This window comes from Caldanaerobius fijiensis DSM 17918 (assembly GCF_900129075.1).
Classification (GTDB): domain Bacteria; phylum Bacillota; class Thermoanaerobacteria; order Thermoanaerobacterales; family Caldanaerobiaceae; genus Caldanaerobius; species Caldanaerobius fijiensis.
In genome coordinates this window covers 137,448-155,506 of record NZ_FQVH01000001.1, presented here as the reverse complement: position 1 = coordinate 155,506, position 18,059 = coordinate 137,448, and the positions used below count along the sequence as shown (strand labels likewise).

General features: G+C 37.8%; 14 protein-coding genes and 1 tRNA gene. All 15 read left to right on the top strand.

Features of this window, described 5'->3' with window-relative positions:
• The first annotated feature begins 111 nt into the window (after positions 1-111).
• Entirely contained in the window at positions 112-360 is a 249-nt protein-coding gene (locus tag BUB87_RS00755; RefSeq protein ID WP_084110751.1) for a nucleotidyltransferase domain-containing protein, read from the top strand.
• A complete protein-coding gene (locus BUB87_RS00750; protein WP_073341174.1) occupies positions 353-1,753 on the top strand; it encodes a polysaccharide deacetylase family protein in 1,401 nt (466 codons plus the stop codon). The genes BUB87_RS00755 and BUB87_RS00750 overlap by 8 nt, the downstream gene beginning before the upstream one ends.
• A 144-nt stretch (positions 1,754-1,897) precedes the next feature.
• A complete protein-coding gene (locus BUB87_RS00745) occupies positions 1,898-2,788 on the top strand; it encodes a helix-turn-helix domain-containing protein (RefSeq protein WP_073341173.1) in 891 nt (296 codons plus the stop codon).
• Positions 2,789-2,887: 99 nt separating this feature from the next.
• Entirely contained in the window at positions 2,888-6,025 is a 3,138-nt protein-coding gene (locus BUB87_RS00740; RefSeq protein WP_073341172.1) for an alpha-mannosidase, read from the top strand.
• Between the two features lie 125 nt (positions 6,026-6,150).
• Positions 6,151-6,942 carry a sugar phosphate isomerase/epimerase family protein gene (locus tag BUB87_RS00735; RefSeq protein WP_073341171.1) on the top strand — a complete coding sequence of 264 codons (792 nt, stop codon included), beginning with the start codon at positions 6,151-6,153 and terminating at the stop codon, positions 6,940-6,942.
• Between the two features lie 80 nt (positions 6,943-7,022).
• Entirely contained in the window at positions 7,023-8,276 is a 1,254-nt protein-coding gene (locus BUB87_RS00730) for an MFS transporter (protein ID WP_073341170.1), read from the top strand.
• A gap of 73 nt (positions 8,277-8,349) precedes the next feature.
• Positions 8,350-9,204 carry a hypothetical protein gene (locus tag BUB87_RS00725; RefSeq protein WP_073341169.1) on the top strand — a complete coding sequence of 285 codons (855 nt, stop codon included), beginning with the start codon at positions 8,350-8,352 and terminating at the stop codon, positions 9,202-9,204.
• Between the two features lie 142 nt (positions 9,205-9,346).
• The gene (locus tag BUB87_RS00720) at positions 9,347-10,474 is read left to right on the top strand and encodes a Gfo/Idh/MocA family protein (protein WP_073341168.1); all 1,128 of its coding nucleotides are present in this window, start codon (positions 9,347-9,349) and stop codon (positions 10,472-10,474) included.
• A 38-nt stretch (positions 10,475-10,512) separates the two neighbouring features.
• Positions 10,513-11,070, top strand: coding sequence for a GNAT family N-acetyltransferase (locus BUB87_RS00715; RefSeq protein WP_073341167.1), 558 nt, complete (start codon positions 10,513-10,515; stop codon positions 11,068-11,070).
• A 74-nt stretch (positions 11,071-11,144) separates the two neighbouring features.
• Positions 11,145-12,626, top strand: a complete 1,482-nt coding sequence (locus BUB87_RS00710) for an L-fucose/L-arabinose isomerase family protein (RefSeq protein WP_073341166.1) — start codon at positions 11,145-11,147, stop codon at positions 12,624-12,626.
• Positions 12,627-12,732: 106 nt separating this feature from the next.
• A tRNA-Leu gene (locus BUB87_RS00705) sits at positions 12,733-12,814 on the top strand.
• 252 nt (positions 12,815-13,066) lie between these two features.
• Entirely contained in the window at positions 13,067-14,386 is a 1,320-nt protein-coding gene (tig, locus tag BUB87_RS00700) for a trigger factor (protein WP_073341165.1), read from the top strand.
• The gene (gene clpP, locus BUB87_RS00695) at positions 14,386-14,970 is read left to right on the top strand and encodes an ATP-dependent Clp endopeptidase proteolytic subunit ClpP (RefSeq protein WP_073341164.1); all 585 of its coding nucleotides are present in this window, start codon (positions 14,386-14,388) and stop codon (positions 14,968-14,970) included. The genes tig and clpP overlap by 1 nt, the downstream gene beginning before the upstream one ends.
• Positions 14,971-14,993: 23 nt before the next feature.
• Complete coding sequence (gene clpX, locus BUB87_RS00690) at positions 14,994-16,268, top strand: ATP-dependent protease ATP-binding subunit ClpX (protein ID WP_073341163.1); 1,275 nt, start codon at positions 14,994-14,996, stop codon at positions 16,266-16,268.
• A gap of 49 nt (positions 16,269-16,317) precedes the next feature.
• On the top strand, positions 16,318-17,997 hold the full coding sequence (lonB, locus tag BUB87_RS00685; RefSeq protein ID WP_234945910.1) for an ATP-dependent protease LonB: 1,680 nt from the start codon (positions 16,318-16,320) through the stop codon (positions 17,995-17,997).
• Positions 17,998-18,059: the final 62 nt, after the last annotated feature.

The window sequence follows — 18,059 nt, the reverse complement described above, 5'->3', positions numbered from 1 at the left end:
CGTTCACGGTAATGATTAAATATAATCATAGTATAAGTTATAAAACAGGAGTCCTCCCTCTATAAACGAGAGGTGTTTGATAAATTAAGAATGTTTGAGAAGGTGTATATAATGGCTCAGTACAGTTGGTTTAATTGCCCTGAAAACGTTCATAATCAGATAAACGGATTATTGAAAGATGTAAAATGCTGTCTTAAAGACAATATGGTGGGCATATACTTACACGGTTCTCTTGCGATGGGGTGTTTTAATCCTGAAATAAGCGATATAGATATACTTGTAATAATCGAACAAAACCTTGATGATATTTTAGAAGTTCAGAAAAAAACGTGTAAGAAGGGGGAAGATATAAATGTCTAAGGTGTTGGTTGTGTTTTGGTTTGATACTGAAGATTACATAACTCCTGAGAGCGATGATTCTGCTCTCAGATTAGCTAATATTTTTACTGTAAATGGGTTTAAAGCTACATTTAAAGTGGTAGGAGAAAAAGCCAGGGTTTTGCAAAGGAGAGGAAGATATGATGTCATAAAAGCTCTCAAGGATAATGAAATAGGGTATCATAGCAATTACCACAGTAAACATCCGGTGGTCACGGAGTATTTAAGGGGGCTTGACCTTGAGAGAGGGGCTGAAGAATTTGAGAAAATGGAAGGAGATGGACTTAAGGATTTGATGGGTATATTTAAGGTGCAACCTTCTTGCTACGGTCAACCGGGTGCAGCATGGGCCCCGCAATGCTACAAGACACTGCGAAAGTGGAACGTGCCAGTATACTTGGATGAGGGTATACATATAGGATTGGGTAATCAACCTTTCTGGTATGGTGGGCTCCTCCACGTATTTAACATGGGTGAAAACTGTATAAGGATGCAGCTGGGAGGTAAGGACGAATATCTCGAAAAGGCTAAAGAGAAATTTATGGAAGTTTACAACAGATTGAGAAGCAGAGGCGGTGGCACTATAAGCATATACTACCATCCATGTGAATTTAATACTTCGGAGTTCTGGGATGGAATCAATTATGCAAGAGGTGTAAACGCTCCTGATGATAAATTAAAGTTACCGAACCCCAGGCCTGCGGATGTAATGGAAAAAGATTTTTATAATTTCAGCCAATACGTCAGCTTTATAGCATCTCAATGCGATGTAGTGGCCGTTACTGCCAGTGAACTAACATCTCATTATAAAGACCGATCAAGGGATATATATTTCGGACCTGAAGAAATAATGCACATTGCAGAGGCTTTAGAAGGTAGGATAGATTGGGTAGCACAGGACAAGTGGGCATTGTCTCCTGCGGAAGTGTTTTATCTTTTGGCAGGGTACATAGCCAGTGATGGCAAAGCTCGTTTAAAGGCTAAATTTATCGATTGCCCGATAATAGATAATCGAGAGTCTAACGCTGGAAAGATAGTAAGCTTGGAAAGTATGAAAAAAGCATGTCAGTGGGCATGGAATTATATGGAGGCTCACAATAGGGTTCCTGATATGATACCAGTAGGGGACCTTAATGTTAATTCAGGAGAGTTTTTGATGACGATGGCATACATTGCTCAAAGGCCTTTAAAAGAAATATCTAGCATTGGGGTACAGAGAGTAAAGGAATACAGCATAGACAGATGTGTAGCAGATGACAGTAGATGCTGGAACTGGATTATATTTCCTGAAAAATTTTCAGCACCAGATTTAATCAACCTGGGAAAACTTCAGGCCTGGACTATAAAACCTGCGATTTTGACAGAGAAGGATTGATTGCTAAAACTTTAGATTACTAAAACTTTAAGGATATTATAACAAATGTTATATAAAAAACAATAGCGTCTCTTTTATATGGTATTATATTATTATAAAGTTAAATAGTAAAAACACATTTGTAATTTTTGGTGAGGGATAATAATGGATATTGTCAAAGCATCAAAAAAGTTGTCGGAATTGGATATCCAGATAACCATAGATAACATAGTCGTTGACATTTTGTGGTTTAGAGTAATGGACTTAAATGGGGTTTGGAGTATCAACAGACATACTCATTCTAGCTTTGAATTTCACTTTGTCTCGTCGGGTGCTTGTATTGTGGTACTGGATGATGGACAATTTGTGGCTAGAGAAGGGGAATTTTATGTAACGGCTCCTGGTATATACCATGAACAAAAATCTATTGGAAATGGACATTATGTTGAGTACAGTATAAATTGTGATTTTAAGAAAATGAAAATGGATAACGGTTTTTCTGAAGCGGATAATATTCTTAAAGTGTTATCATCTGCAAGTTGTATACCTATCAAGGATTGTTATAACGCTATAGAATATTTTAATCTAGCATTGGAAGAAGCAGACAACCAAAAAATTGGTTTTTACAACAATATAAAATGTTTGGCTTCTATAATAATAACTATGGCTACAAGGGCTATAAGCAAAAATAGTGTGGTGACGTATAACGTTCCGTTAAAGGCGAAGGAGGATGATTATAGGTTTACTATGATTGAAAAATTTATCGAAGATAATATTTCAAGCAATATTACAACAGTGGATATAGCGAACTACATGCATTTAAGCGATAAACAGGTGTGCAGGATAGTGAGAAAAAAGACAGGTGGTTCTACTAAAAGTTTGATCAATTCTATAAAGCTTAAAAAGGCCAAAGATTTATTAAAAAATACAGGATTGAGCATTAAAGAAATCGCCAATGTACTGGGTTTTTCTAGCGAGTATTATTTTAATCAATTTTTCAAAAGAGAAGAAGGATATCCGCCAGGGGTGTATAGGAACAATGTTAAAAATGTCTAAAAATCTTAAAAACAAGTCCAATATTTGAATTTTTATGATTCTACATTATTGTATAATAAAAAAATGAATATATTTATATTTTAGGTGAGGAGTGATTAGATGTATTTTACCATTGAAAGAATAGATAGAATTTTGAGAGAATTAAAACACTACATTTATTCAGAGAGACTCCCTATAGAGTCATATAAGGTAAAGCCTTGTGGGTACGGAGATTATGAATTATTAAACAGCGATGGATCAGATTGGGAAACATTCCGGACAGGTGACAGATGGGGTGGCAGAGATAAACACTTTTGGTTTAAAACCCAGGTTGTGATACCAGAGAAATTTGAGGGCAAAACAGTTGTTTTTAATCTCTCTACGGGAAGAGAAGGCGAGTGGGATGCTCTAAATCCTCAATTTTTGATCTATGTAAATGGAAAGATGGTCCAGGGATTGGATGTCAACCACAGAGAAGTATTGCTGTGTGAACGTGCTAAAGCTGGTGAGGTATATAACATAGACTTATATGCCTATGCTGGTATGAGTGAAGGTTTAGTTGAATTGAATTGCAACATAGCAGTTCTGGAAAAGGAAATAGAAAAATTGTATTATAACATTAAAGTACCTCTGGATATTGCTAAGCTGCTTGATAAAGAGGATTTGAGGAGTATCAACATCCTCAAATATATGACCGATGCGGTAAATAAAATCGACTTAAGAAAACCTTTTAGTGAGAGTTTTTATGCTTCTATAAAAGATGCGAACGATTATCTTGAAGAAGAATTTTATAAAAAATACTGTGGCAATGACGAAGTTATAGAGATATGCGTGGGACATACCCATATAGATGTGGCGTGGTTGTGGACACTGGCTCAGACCAGGGAAAAAGCGGCGAGGAGTTTTGCTACGGTGATAAATCTCATGAAGCAGTATCCTGAATATATCTTCATGTCCAGCCAACCGCAGTTATATAAATTTATTAAAGAAGATCACCCAGAACTGTATGAAGAAATAAAAAAGATGGTTAAAGAAGGCAGATGGGAACCTGAGGGTGCAATGTGGCTGGAAGCTGATTGTAACCTTACTTCAGGAGAATCACTGGTAAGGCAGATTTTGTTTGGTACCCGTTTCTTCAAAAATGAATTTGGGGTTGAAAGTAAGATATTATGGCTTCCAGATGTATTTGGGTACAGCGCAGCCCTTCCGCAGATACTCAAGAAAAGCGGTATAGATTACTTTATGACGACTAAGATAAGCTGGAATGAATACAATAAATTACCGTATGATACATTTATGTGGAGAGGAATAGATGGCACTGAAGTCTTGACCCATTTTATATCTACGAGAGACTATACAAAGGGTGAAGAAAAAAGCTGGTTTACTACATATAATGGGTTTATAAATCCATCTCAGGTGATGGGTTGCTGGCAGAGGTATCAGCAAAAAGATATAAATAATCAGGTCTTGAACTGTTTTGGTTACGGAGATGGTGGCGGTGGCCCCACAAAAGAGATGCTGGAGAATGCCAGAAGATTGGCAAAAGGCATACCGGGATGTCCAAAAGTTAAGATGGGTAAAGCTTTGGACTTCTTCAAGGAGTTGGACAAAAGGACCAGGGGAAATAAAAAACTCCCCAAATGGGTAGGAGAACTGTATCTTGAGTATCACAGAGGAACTTATACATCCATTGCGCGAAACAAAAAGTATAACAGAAAGACTGAGTTTTTAAATCTCGAAGCAGAATTGTTCTCCACCATGAATAAGGTTTTAGTTGGAGGTAAATATCCGCAGGATAAGATTAATGAATGTTGGGAGATTACTCTGCTCAATCAATTCCACGATATAATTCCTGGATCTTCCATCAAAGAAGTCTATGAAGACTCCAGAAAGCAGTATGAAAAGATCAATGCCATAGGTAGGGATATAGTAAATACAGCTCTGGAAAATATATCTTCAAACATCAACATAAGTGAAACTTCTTTAGTAGTGTTTAATCAGTTGAGCTTTGAGAGATCGGATATAGTAAAGTTTGAACTACCACAAGGTTGGACAGGGGCTATGGTTTATGACGGGGACAAGCTTCTGCCATCTCAAGTAGTAGAAGGCAATAAAGTGATATTCTTCGCAGAAAATGTTCCTTCCAAGGGTTATAAGACATATGTGGTGAAAAGAAGCGATATCGTCAATGAAGGCCATAGCGAGCTTAATGTAGGGAAGGCGGGATTTGAGAACAGATTCTTTAATATTCGATTAGACGAAAACGGTAATATAACATCAATATACGATAAAATAAACGAAAGACAGGTACTCAAAGAAAACCAGAAAGCAAATGTGCTTCAAGCCTTTGAAGATAAACCTCATAATTATGATGCATGGGATATAAATATATACTATCAAGAAAAAATGTGGGAGATCAATGACGTAGAGAGTATTGAAGTAGTGGAAAACGGGCCGGTTAGAGCAGCACTCAAGATAAAAAGAAAATTCCTGGATTCTACTATAGAACAAATCATGTATATTTATAACGACATACCCAGAATAGATTTTGCAACCAGGATAGATTGGAAAGAAAAGCAGATTTTGCTTAAAGCGGCGTTCCCGGTAGATATACATGCTGACAAGGCCACGTACGAAATACAGTACGGCAATGTAGAAAGGCCAACGCACTGGAATACCAGTTGGGATTATGCACGTTTTGAGGTTCCTGCTCACAAGTGGGTAGATTTATCAGAGGGTGGCTATGGAGTCAGTTTGTTAAATGACTGCAAATACGGTCACGACATTAAGGATTCAGTGATGAGGCTTACGCTTCTAAAGTCTGCAACTCAACCCAATGTTGACGCGGATAGAGAAGTACATGAATTTACTTATTCACTGTATCCTCACAGTGGAGATTGGAAGGCTGCTGACGTGGTATCCATGGCTTATAACCTGAATTGTCCTATGTACGCAAAGGTAGAAGCACCTCATGAGGGCACACTGCCTGCACAACTTTCTCTGCTCAATGTAGATAAGAGCAATGTAGTGGTAGAGGTAGTAAAGAAAGCAGAAGACAGCGACGATATTATTGTTAGAATGTATGAGTGCTATAATACGAGAACAAAAGTTAAGTTTACATTCTTTAAACAGCTGGAAAGGGTAGCTGAGTGCGATCTTATGGAGAATGAGGTAAAAGAGCTGGATTTTGACGGCAATACCTTCAGCTTCGAAATTAAACCGTACGAAATTAAGACATTTAAACTAAGCGTTAAATAGGGAAATAGGCGGAATTTTATTGCGCCATCGGTAGAAGAAATAAGTGTTTACAGAACCTCTTAATTTATCATAATTTTGAGGTTCTGTAAACATCTAAAAAATCAAATGGAGGAGAAAGAAACTTTATGAAATTAAGTATGGTGAGTTCCTGCTTTTACAAGCCATTTAGAGAAAACGGTATGACCATGATTGATGTGATTAAAGTGGCAAAAGAGATTTTTGATATCGATATGGTAGAAATGGTGCATTGGATGACCTATGCTAACACTAATCCAGAAAATGTGAATACAAGAGAAAACATGGATAATATAAAAGAAGCATTAAATAAATATGGTGTAGCCGTTTTAAACATGTGTATCGATGTAGGGAATATCTCGCAGCTGGATAAGGGAAAGCGAAGAGAGGATATAGAAAAGATAAAAGAGTGGATAGATTGGGCGGCATATCTGGGAAGTAGGGCAGCACGTCCTCATGCAGGTTTCCAACCTGAGGGTATGTTAGATTTAAATATAACAGTAGATTCGTTCAAAGAGCTATGTGATTATGCCGGAGAAAAAGGATTAAATGTTTTAATGGAAAACTTCGATGGTGTTGCTTCTGATCCAGATAATATGATAGAAATTTTCGAGAGGGTAAACAGGCCTAATTTCAAGATAATCGCTGATTTTGATAATTTTCCGGCAGAAATAAGGTATCAGGGATTAGATAAAATATTTGATCTTGATATTCACTCGGTGCATGTGAAAACTTTTGAGTTTGATGAACAGGGTGAACAGATTAAATATGATTTTTCTAAGTGTATTGAGATAGTAAAAAAACATAATTACAGGGGTTATATGTCGGTAGAATACGAAGGTCAAGGAAATTCTATTGAAGGAATAAAAAAGACCATAGCTTTGCTCAAAAAATATATGTAATAAATAGAAACCCTATCTCTAAGGATGCTCTATTAATTTTCACCAGTTATATATCAAACGTATCTGATGAGGTGAGCTAATTGAGAAATATTTACAGAAGCTTTATGTCGATTAACCGCAACGCAAGAATCAGTATAGCTGTAGATCCGCTTTTTACCATACCCATAACAATGTTTATGACGTATCAGTCAATCTACATGAATCGACTAGGATTAAGCGCCGAGGAGATAGGATATATAACTTCAATAGGGCTTTTAGCTCAGCTTTTAAATTCTTTTTATGCAGGGGTTATTACCAATAAATTTGGCAGAAAACTTACTATTTTTGTTTTTGATATCATATCATGGTGTGTGGCCTTTATTGTTTGGGCTCTGTCCAAGAGCTTTATAACGTTTTTAATTGCGACGATATTAAATTCTTTTGTCAGGGTAGCTGAGGTAGCCTGGAGGTGTATATTAGTAGATGATTCAGCGCCTGACGAGCGGATAAGGATATTTACATTTCAGAATGTAGTTTTTGTTATAGGAGGAATGGTTGTACCTGTAGGCGGATTGCTGGTTTCCAAATACGGAGTTATAACCGCCACCCGAATTATACTGGTAATAGGTTTTATTGCTATACTTATAGCTATAATAATAAGGCATTTTTACCTTACTGAAACATCTGTAGGTTTAGAAATGATGAAAAGGGTAAGTAGCAAAGATCACGACCCCGTAAAAGATATAGTAGACGCCATAAAATACATTGTAAGCCACAAGGAAAATTTCATATTATTAATTATCATGGTACTCAACAATTTTCAATACATACTAAAGTCTACCTATTACAATTTATATTTGACGTCGTATCTAAAAATAAGTGATAAAATGGTTTCACTATTTCCTGGTTTAAGTGCTATAGTGACCTTAGTAGCATTGTATACCGTATTGCCTAAATTAGCAAGTGAAGATGACAGAAAAGCACTTTTATACGGCCTTATGTTGATTTCCGGGTCAAATTTGGTGTTTATATTTACGCCGCCCAGAGGTTTTGCAGTCTTAATTGCTAGTGTCTTGCTGGGAGCAATAGGTGCTGCTATAATGGGACCTTACATAGATACATGTTGGGCCAATTCTATAGAAGACGATAAAAGGGCCAATGTCATTTCCTATTCCACTATATTTATTACTGTTACTAGTATACCGGCTGGGACGGTAGGGGGATTTATATACACATTGAATCCTGTAATGTTATTTGTCTTGATATTTGTACTGACTTTATTTATGTCATGGTTGGCGTTTTTACTAATATTACGTGTTAAAGCAAAGGAGTTCGATGTATTTTCTCGTAAATGACCTTTTCCAAAAGAGAGTATTTATGTTAAAATTATATTGATATATATCGAATTATTTTGGGGGGATATTTAATATGGAGAAAATGTTTCCGCGCACTAATGTAGGCGGTGTATCGGTGTCCAGGATGATAATAGGGACTAATTGGATTCTTGGTTATAGCCATACCAGTCCTGCTGCCGATACCCTTATAAAACGTCGAAATGGAACAGCAGAGGCTATTACCAGCATACTTGAGGTATTTTTGAACTCAGGTGTTGACACAATTATGGGACCCTTTGTAGGCAATGATCAATTAATTGATGCTGTTAAAGCTGCGGAAGACCGAACGGGTAAAAAAATGATAATCGTCGATACGCCTATAATCAATGTGGATGACAACGCCAGAGCACGCAAAGAAGCTGAAGAAGTTATTGCTCTCAGTAAGAAGATAGGTGCTACTTTTTGCCTTCCTCATCATTCCTCTGTGGAACAACTTGTTAACAAAAACAAAAAGACAATAGAAAGGTTGCCAGATTACTTAAAAATGATACGTGACCACGGGATGGTGCCTGGATTATCCTGCCATATGCCTGAACTTATTGTCTATTCTGATCTTAATGAATATGACGTGGAAACGTATATACAGATTTATAATTGTATAGGATTTTTAATGCAGGTTGAAGTTGAGTATATACACAAAATAATATGGAATGCAAAAAAGCCTGTAATGACCATTAAGCCCATGGCTGCAGGCCGTGTAAGTCCATTTGTAGGCCTGACGTTCTCATGGCATACAATACGGCCATGTGATATGGTAACAGTCGGTTGTTTGACGCCTGAAGAAGCAGAGGAGGATATAGAAATATCGTTGGCTGCTTTAGAGGGGCGTCCGCCTATACTGGAAGGACGTAACAGTCCTAATAAAACGGAAATAATGAAAGATGCGTAAAACTGTTGAATGTATTATTAAGTTTGTATAAAACATAAGCCAAACGGTTTATGTTTTTTTTCTTATGCCTTTTAAAAAATTGGATTTGCTTGCTTTTGTAGTAAGCGACTATTATAATGAGATTAAGAGGAGGTGTTAAAAAATGACATTAAAAATAGGTATTGCTGGTGCAAGAGGATTAAGCACTATTATAGGCTTTAAATCGATTCCGGATGTAGAGATTGTGGCATTATGCGATATAAATGAAGATGTGCTGGTGCGAGCATCAAAGGAATTTCATATACCTAAGACGTACAGGGTGTTTGAAGATATGCTGGAGACAGATATTGACGCTGTTGTAATAGCAACGCCGATGCAGTGCCATGTGCCACAAGCTATTGCGGCCCTTGAGGCTGGCAAACATGTATTGAGTGAAGTAACCGCAGGGGTAACAATAGATGAGTTGTGGTGGCTCATAGAGTGGGTCGAAAAATATAAGAAGGTTTACATGATGGCTGAAAATTATTGTTATATTCCTGAAAATCAACTTATTAAGAATATGGTGGATAAAGGCTTATTTGGTGAGGTGTATTTTGGAGAAGGTGAATACCTCCACAATATAAAGAACCTTGCAGTGTATCCTAATGGCAAAACTTCATGGAGAAAATTTTGGCAACTGGGAAAAAGAGGCAATTTTTATCCTACGCACAGCCTTGGACCTGTCATGAAATGGTTTGAGGGAGATCATGTAAAGTATGTTATGTGTTTGGGTACCGGCTGGCATACGTCGAAAGAGTTTCGCCAAGAGGATACAAGTATTACATTATGTCAGCTTGAAAGTGGCAAGCTTATAAAGCTGCGCTTAGATTGTATATCTGAACGTCCGCACAATATGGCATATTATTCACTACAGGGTACGAATGGCTGTTATGAGGCGCCGAGAGGGATGGGAGATGACCATAAGATCTGGTTAAAAGGAATGGATAAAAATACAGATGAAGCAAAATGGCGACCGTTAAAGGATTTTTATGATTATTTACCAGAGAGATATAAGAATGTCACAGAAGAGCAGAAAAAAGCAGGACATTGGGAAGGAGATTTCTTTATTGTCCAGGATTTTGTTGATGCTGTATTGAAAGGTGTAAAGCCGGCTATTGATGTTTACGAGGCATGCGAATGGACAGCGGTAGGCCTTCTGTCAGAGTTGTCAGCTATGAATAACGGGAAGGTTATTGAGATGCCTCGCTTTACAAAGAACCTATCTAACAGAGATAAAGTTATAAAGCTATGATGTAACCGATTACATATTGTATATGGAGGGGCACATCAATGGAGAACATGGACTTATATGGCAAATCGCCACAATTGGTAATGGAAAGGAAAACTCTTGCTGATCTACCACAAATTAAACTTCCTACAGGTTATAGTTTGAGGCATTTTCGTGCTGGTGACGAAGCAGCTTGGGAAAATATAATAAACGATTCGTTTAAGATGGAAAGTAACTTCAAAAAAATGATGGCAGATGATGAAAGCTTTAAACCAGAAAGAGTATTGTTTATTTGTTTTGATGATATCCCCGTAGCTACTGCATCTGCGTGGCATCGGCCTAAATTTGGAAATGATGTTGGCTATCTTCACATGGTAGGTGTGTTATCGACTCATACCGGTAAGGGGTTAGGTTTACAGGTTAGTCTTGCGGCTTTGCATCGAATGGCGAGTGAAGGCAAAATCTCAGCTGTACTGGAGACAGATGACTTTCGTATACCCGCCATTAAGACGTATTTAAAACTTGGATTTAAACCTGTAATTGTTCACGAAAATCAAGTACAGAGATGGGAAAACATATTTAAAATTATTGATAAAAAGTGGATGGCATGGTTAATTTAGATGAGGTATAATATAAGTAATATAATGATAGTAAGCATAGTGTGAACGATGTTATTATAAGGGGGTTTTTATAAATGGTAAATATTCCGCAGGTCAAACTTGGCATAGTAGCGGTTAGCAGGGATTGCTTTCCTATAGAATTAAGTTCGAAGAGAAGGGAAGCTGTTGTGGCTGCTTGTAGAAAAAAAGGTATTGAGATCTGTGAAATTAGGACGACAGTAGAGAATGAAAAAGACGTATTAAAAGCTTTGGAAGAACTTAAAGAAGCTGGTGTGAACGCATTAGTTGTATACCTTGGAAATTTTGGACCGGAAGGGCCAGAAACCATGCTGGCACAAAAGTTCAACGGTCCGAGTATGTATGTTGCAGCAGCAGAGGAAACCGAAAATAACCTTATAGAAGGCCGTGGAGATGCATATTGTGGCATGCTCAACGCCTCATATAATATGGGGTTGAGGAATCTAAGGCCGTATATTCCAGAGTTTCCAGTGGGGACAGCAGATGAAATTGCCGATATGATCTCTGATTTTAAGGATATTGCAAGGGTGATACTTGGTCTTTCAAAGTTGAAGATTTTTAGCTTTGGTCCCAGGCCTCAAGATTTTTTGGCGTGTAATGCTCCAATAAAGCCATTGTATGATCTTGGCATAGAAATTATGGAGAACTCGGAACTTGATTTGTTTGAATCTTTCAATAAACATGAGAGAGATCCAAGAATTCATGATGTGGTCAAAGAGATGGAGGAAGAACTTGGTGATGGCAATAACTATCCTGGCATTCTTCCAAAATTGGCGCAATATGAAATTACTTTACTGGACTGGATAGAAAATAATATAGGCGCGTCAGAGTATGTAATTTTTGCTAATAAGTGCTGGCCTGCTTTTCAGACACAGTTTGGCTTTGTGCCGTGTTATGTTAATTCGCGGCTTGCTGCAAGAGGGATTCCAGTGTCATGTGAAACCGATATATATGGTAGCTTAAGCGAGTACATAATAACATGCGCTACAAATATGCCGGCAACACTGCTTGACATCAATAACACCGTTCCAGCAGATATGTATTATAATAACAAGGATAAGTTTGAAGGGTATAAGCTCACTGACCTTTTTATGGGGTTTCACTGCGGTAATACGCCAAAATGCCATGTGAAAAACGCAGCTATGAAGTATCAGCTTATTATGCACAGGCTTTTAGAACCAGATAAAGAGCCAGATATTACAAGAGGGACGTTAGAAGGTACCATAAGACCGGGTGATATTACACTATTCAGGCTTCAAGGTACAGCTGATTGTATGTTAAGAAGCTATGTAGCAGAAGGTGAAGTAATCGATGTAGATCCGAGGTCATTTGGTAGTATAGGCGTATTTGCAGTTAAGGAAATGGCGAGATTTTATAGGCACGTGCTCATTGCAAAGAGGTATCCTCATCATACAGGTGTGGCATTTAAACATGCTGGTAAGGTGCTCTTTGCAGCCATGAAGATGCTTGGCATCGAAGATGTGTCGTTTAATCAGCCGGCATCAATGTTATACAAAGATGAGAATCCATTTGCATGATATAAAAAATAGATGCAATAACTGTACTATTGCAAAATAATAGTGCAAAAATAATTTTATGCTCTTGTTTTTTACTTTGTATTGTGGTAATATATATGTAGTGTTTGCGGGAGTGGCGGAACTGGCAGACGCGCCAGACTTAGGATCTGGTGCCGCAAGGCATGGGGGTTCAAGTCCCTTCTCCCGCACCGTGAAAGAGATATTGCGACGGCAATATCTCTTATTTAATATTTTATGCTTTTTATTATAAATATTCTATGCACTTGTATTTAATGTTTTTTATATGTTATAATTTGACGTAGGGTAGGAGCTATCCGAAGTTACGCCTGTGGAGATAGTAGGTTACGAGGTCAATGAAACAGGAATCCTACGACTTTAGTTGTGGGAGTTCAATGTAAAATAATAGAGCAAAATAAAAATAATGCGTGGGAGGATATTTGATGAGTGTACGTTTGGAAAAAATAGAAAACAATGTAGCTACAATAAAGTTAGAAGTACCTTATGAGGAATTCGACAAAGCGGTTCAGGCTTCTTATGTAAAGAATGTGGGGAAATTTAATATTCCGGGATTTAGAAAGGGCAAAGCGCCAAGGAGTATAATTGAGAGATTTTATGGAGAAAGTGTATTTTACGAAGATGCTATTGATGAAATTTTTCGGAATAAATATGAAAGCGCAATAAAAGAAAACCAATTGGTACCTGTAGATCTTCCTAAAATAGATATAGAGCAAATTGGAAAAGGCAAAGACCTTATAATTAAGGCAGAAGTTACTTTAAAGCCTGAAGTGCAATTAGGTCAGTACAAGGGAATAGAAGTAGAAAAAATAGAGTATAATGTTACAGACGAGGATGTTCAAAAAGAACTCGAAAATATGCGCAATAAAAATGCAAGGCTGGTAACAGTGGAAGATAGGCCTGTTCAAAAAGGCGATATAGTAAATATCAATTTTAATGGTTATATTGAAGACAAATCTTTTGAAGGCGGTTCTGCAGAGAACTACATCCTTGAAGTAGGTTCAAATACCTTTATACCGGGATTTGAAGATCAGCTATTAGGGGCTAATATAGGAGATGAGCTGGAGGTTAAAGTCAAGTTTCCCGATGATTATCGCGTTGAAAATTTGGCAGGAAAAGATGCTTTGTTTAAAGTAAAGATTAATGAAATAAAAGTAAAGGAACTGCCAGAGCTCGACGATGAGTTTGCCAAAGAAGTCAGTGAGTTTGAGACATTAGAAGAGTTGAAAAATGATATAAAAGCAAAGTTAGAGAAACAAGCTGAGTACAGGGCTAAAAATGAACTTACCAATGCTGTAATAAAAAAGGTAGTCGACAATGCCACTGTAGATATTCCCGATGTTATGGTAGAGCATCAGATTGACGACATGTTGGCAGATTATGATCTTAGCTTGAGATATCAGGGTACCAATTTAGAAAATTATTTGCAATACCTGGGAATATCTATGGATCAGTTTAGAAATAGCCTTAAAGAAGAAGCTACTAATAGGGTTAAAACATCTCTGGTGATTGAAAAAGTGGCAAAGATGGAGAATATTGAGGTTACCCAGGAAGATGTGGATAAAGAGTTGGAAGAGATGGCTAAAATAAACAATATAGAGGTAGAAAAGATAAAAGAAAGTTATGATGATGAATATATAGAGCACTTAAAAGGGCATATTTTGGTTGAAAAGACAATTGATTTTTTAGTTAATAATAGTAAAATAGTAGATAAAGGCGAAAACAATAGCGAGGAGGAAAAATGATGAATCTGGTTCCTATAGTTATCGAACAAACTAATAGGGGAGAAAGGTCTTACGATATATATTCAAGGCTACTTAAGGAGCGAATTGTCTTTTTAGGCGATGAAATTAATGACGTATCTGCGAGCCTTGTAGTCGCGCAGCTTTTGTTTCTAGAGTCTGAAGATCCTGATAAAGATATTATGCTTTATATAAACAGTCCTGGCGGATCCATATCTGCGGGAATGGCTATATACGATACCATGCAGTATATAAAGCCTGATGTATCCACTATATGTGTAGGTATGGCTGCATCTATGGGAGCGTTTTTGCTAGCAGCTGGTGCAAAAGGAAAAAGGTTAGCGTTACCTAACAGCGAGATCATGATACATCAGCCGATGGGTGGCGCACAGGGCCAGGCTACAGACATCAAGATTCAAGCAGAGCATATATTGAAATTAAAAGACAAGATAAACAAAATATTAGCAGAGAGAACAGGGCAACCTCTCGAGAAAATCCAGAGAGATACAGAACGGGATTTCTGGATGAGCGCAGAGGAAGCAAAGAGTTATGGTGTGATAGATGACGTCATATATAAAAGGAAATAGTCCTTTTAAAAAGAGGTGAAAAAATGGCGAAATACGACAATTCAAAACAATTGAAGTGCTCATTTTGCGGAAAAACTCAGGATCAGGTAAGGCGTTTGGTGGCGGGGCCAGGTGTATATATCTGCGATGAATGTATTGAGCTGTGTCAGGAAATAATTGACGAAGAGTTCGAGGATGAAAATAATTTTGAATTTAATGATCTTCCAAAGCCTAAGGAAATAAAGGCTGTTCTCGATGAATATGTGGTGGGTCAGGAGAAAGCCAAAATTGCGCTTTCAGTAGCTGTATACAATCATTATAAGAGGATCAATTCGAAAGTTAAGGCCGATGACGTGGAATTACAAAAGAGTAATATACTTATGCTAGGACCTACTGGCTCAGGAAAGACTTTGCTGGCTCAGACGCTGGCTAAAATACTTAATGTACCTTTTGCCATAGCTGATGCCACGTCGTTGACCGAAGCGGGCTATGTGGGTGAAGATGTGGAGAATATCCTCTTAAAGCTTATACAGGCTGCAGATTACGATGTAGAAAAAGCTGAAAAGGGTATCGTATATATAGATGAGATCGACAAAATTGCCCGCAAATCCGAGAATCCATCTATAACCAGGGATGTATCTGGAGAAGGAGTTCAACAGGCATTACTTAAAATACTGGAGGGCACTATAGCTAATGTACCGCCGCAGGGGGGCAGAAAACATCCTCATCAAGAATTTATACAGATAGATACTACCAATATATTGTTTATATGCGGTGGGGCATTTGATGGCCTTGAAAAGATTATTGAAAATAGGACAGCAAGAAAATCTATGGGCTTTGAAGCAGAAATAATCAGCAAAGAAAATAAAAAAATCGGAGAGATCCTTTCAAAGGTTATGCCTGAAGACCTGTTGAAGTTCGGCCTTATACCTGAGTTTATCGGGAGATTGCCAATAGTCGTAACGCTGGATTCCCTCGATCGCGATGCACTTATAAGAATTTTGGTGGAACCTAGAAACGCTCTCGTAAAGCAATATCAAAAGATGTTTGAGATGGATAATGTCAAATTGGAGTTTGAAAGGGAGGCCCTTGAGGCTATCGCGGATAAAGCTATCAGTTTAAAAACTGGCGCCAGGGGATTAAGGGCTATTATGGAAGATATTATGCTTGATGTAATGTATGAGATTCCTGGTAGAGATGACGTTGAAAAATGCATTGTAACTAAAGAAACCGTGGAGAAGCATCTCAGCCCAACTCTGGTGATAAATGAGCAAAAAACCACTAAAAAAAGTCGCAAAAAAACAGAGAGCGTATCGTAAATTTGTTTGAGTATTAACACCTCTTAATGCACATAATATGCATGAGGAGGTGATTTTTATTAACAATGCCGTTTTAGTGATTGAACTGGTTTTTGCTATTATATTGGCAATATACCTGTATAACCTCACGAAGAACTCTCAATACAACAGAATAATAATTGACCGCGAATCAAAAAAAGAAATGGAAAAGTTGAACAAACTCAGACATATACATTTAACAGAACCCTTATCAGAAAAGACCAGGCCCCAATCGCTGGAAGAGATAATTGGTCAGGAAGAAGGTATAAAAGCTCTAAAAGCCGCTCTATGCGGTCCAAATCCACAGCATGTTTTGATATACGGTCCACCTGGTGTAGGTAAAACCGCTGCGGCTAGATTGGTGCTAGAAGAGGCTAAAGCCAATCCTTTTTCACCCTTTAAGTCGGATGCTAAGTTTGTAGAAATGGATGCAACTACATTGAGATTTGATGAGAGGGGGATTGCAGATCCATTGATGGGATCGGTACACGATCCAATATACCAGGGAGCAGGACCGCTAGGGATTGCAGGTATACCCCAACCAAAGCCTGGTGCTGTGACCAAAGCCCATGGTGGTATACTGTTTATTGATGAAATAGGCGAACTTCATCCTGTACAAATGAATAAACTTTTAAAAGTATTAGAGGACAGGAAAGTTTTTTTAGAGAGTGCTTATTATAATTCAGAAGATAAGAACATACCTAGGCATATACATGATATATTTCAGAATGGCTTACCTGCAGATTTTAGATTGGTTGGTGCTACAACAAGGTCCAGCGAAGAATTGCCACCAGCACTGAGATCGCGTTGTGTGGAGATATATTTTAGAGAGCTTACCAGGGATGAAGTGGCACTTATTGCTCAAAATGCTGCGCGAAAAGGTAATTTTGAACTACAAAAGGGTTGTGCTGAGCTAATATCCCGTTATGCTGCCAACGGGCGCGATGCCGTAAATATGATACAGCTGGCTGGTGGGCTTGCTATAATAGAAGGAAGGTCAGTTATTACGCTGGAGGATATAGAATGGGTTATAAATAATGGGCACTACAGCCCAAGGCCTGATTTTGCTGTCAAAGATAAGCCAGAGGTGGGCTGTGTGAATGGTCTGGCAGTTTACGGCCCTGGATTAGGAACTCTTGTGGAAATTGAGGTTGCAGCAAAGGCTGTTGCAAAAGGCAGTGGCGGGATAAGGGTAACGGGTATTGCAGAGGAAGAGGAGATGGGTAATGAAAACAGAAAAATTAGGCGAAGAAGTATGGCTTCTAATTCTATTGACAATGTTATGACAGTATTAAAAAATATATTTTTGATAGACCTGGCAGATTACGATGTCCATATAAATTTTCCTGGAGGCATACCCATTGATGGTCCTTCAGCTGGAATTGCTATTACGACGGCCGTATATTCAGCTGTAACCGGTAAGCCAGTGGATAATTATGTTGCCATGACAGGAGAAATATCCATAAGAGGTGAAGTAAAACCGGTAGGAGGTGTTACCACAAAGATTAGTGCTGCAAGAGCGGCAGGAATTAGAAAGGTTATAATACCCCATGAAAATTTTCAGGGAATTTTCAAACATATAGCAGGCGTTGAAGTAATTCCTGTAAAGGATATAAAAGAGGTTATTAAAATTGCTGTAAGAGATGAGGTATCAGAAGAAAAAGATAAGGTGATACAATTTAACGCCCAGTTAAAAACAATAAAAAATTAATCCAATGGTTTTGCCATTGGCTTTTTTATGTGCTATTATATAATGTGTTATATTTAAATATA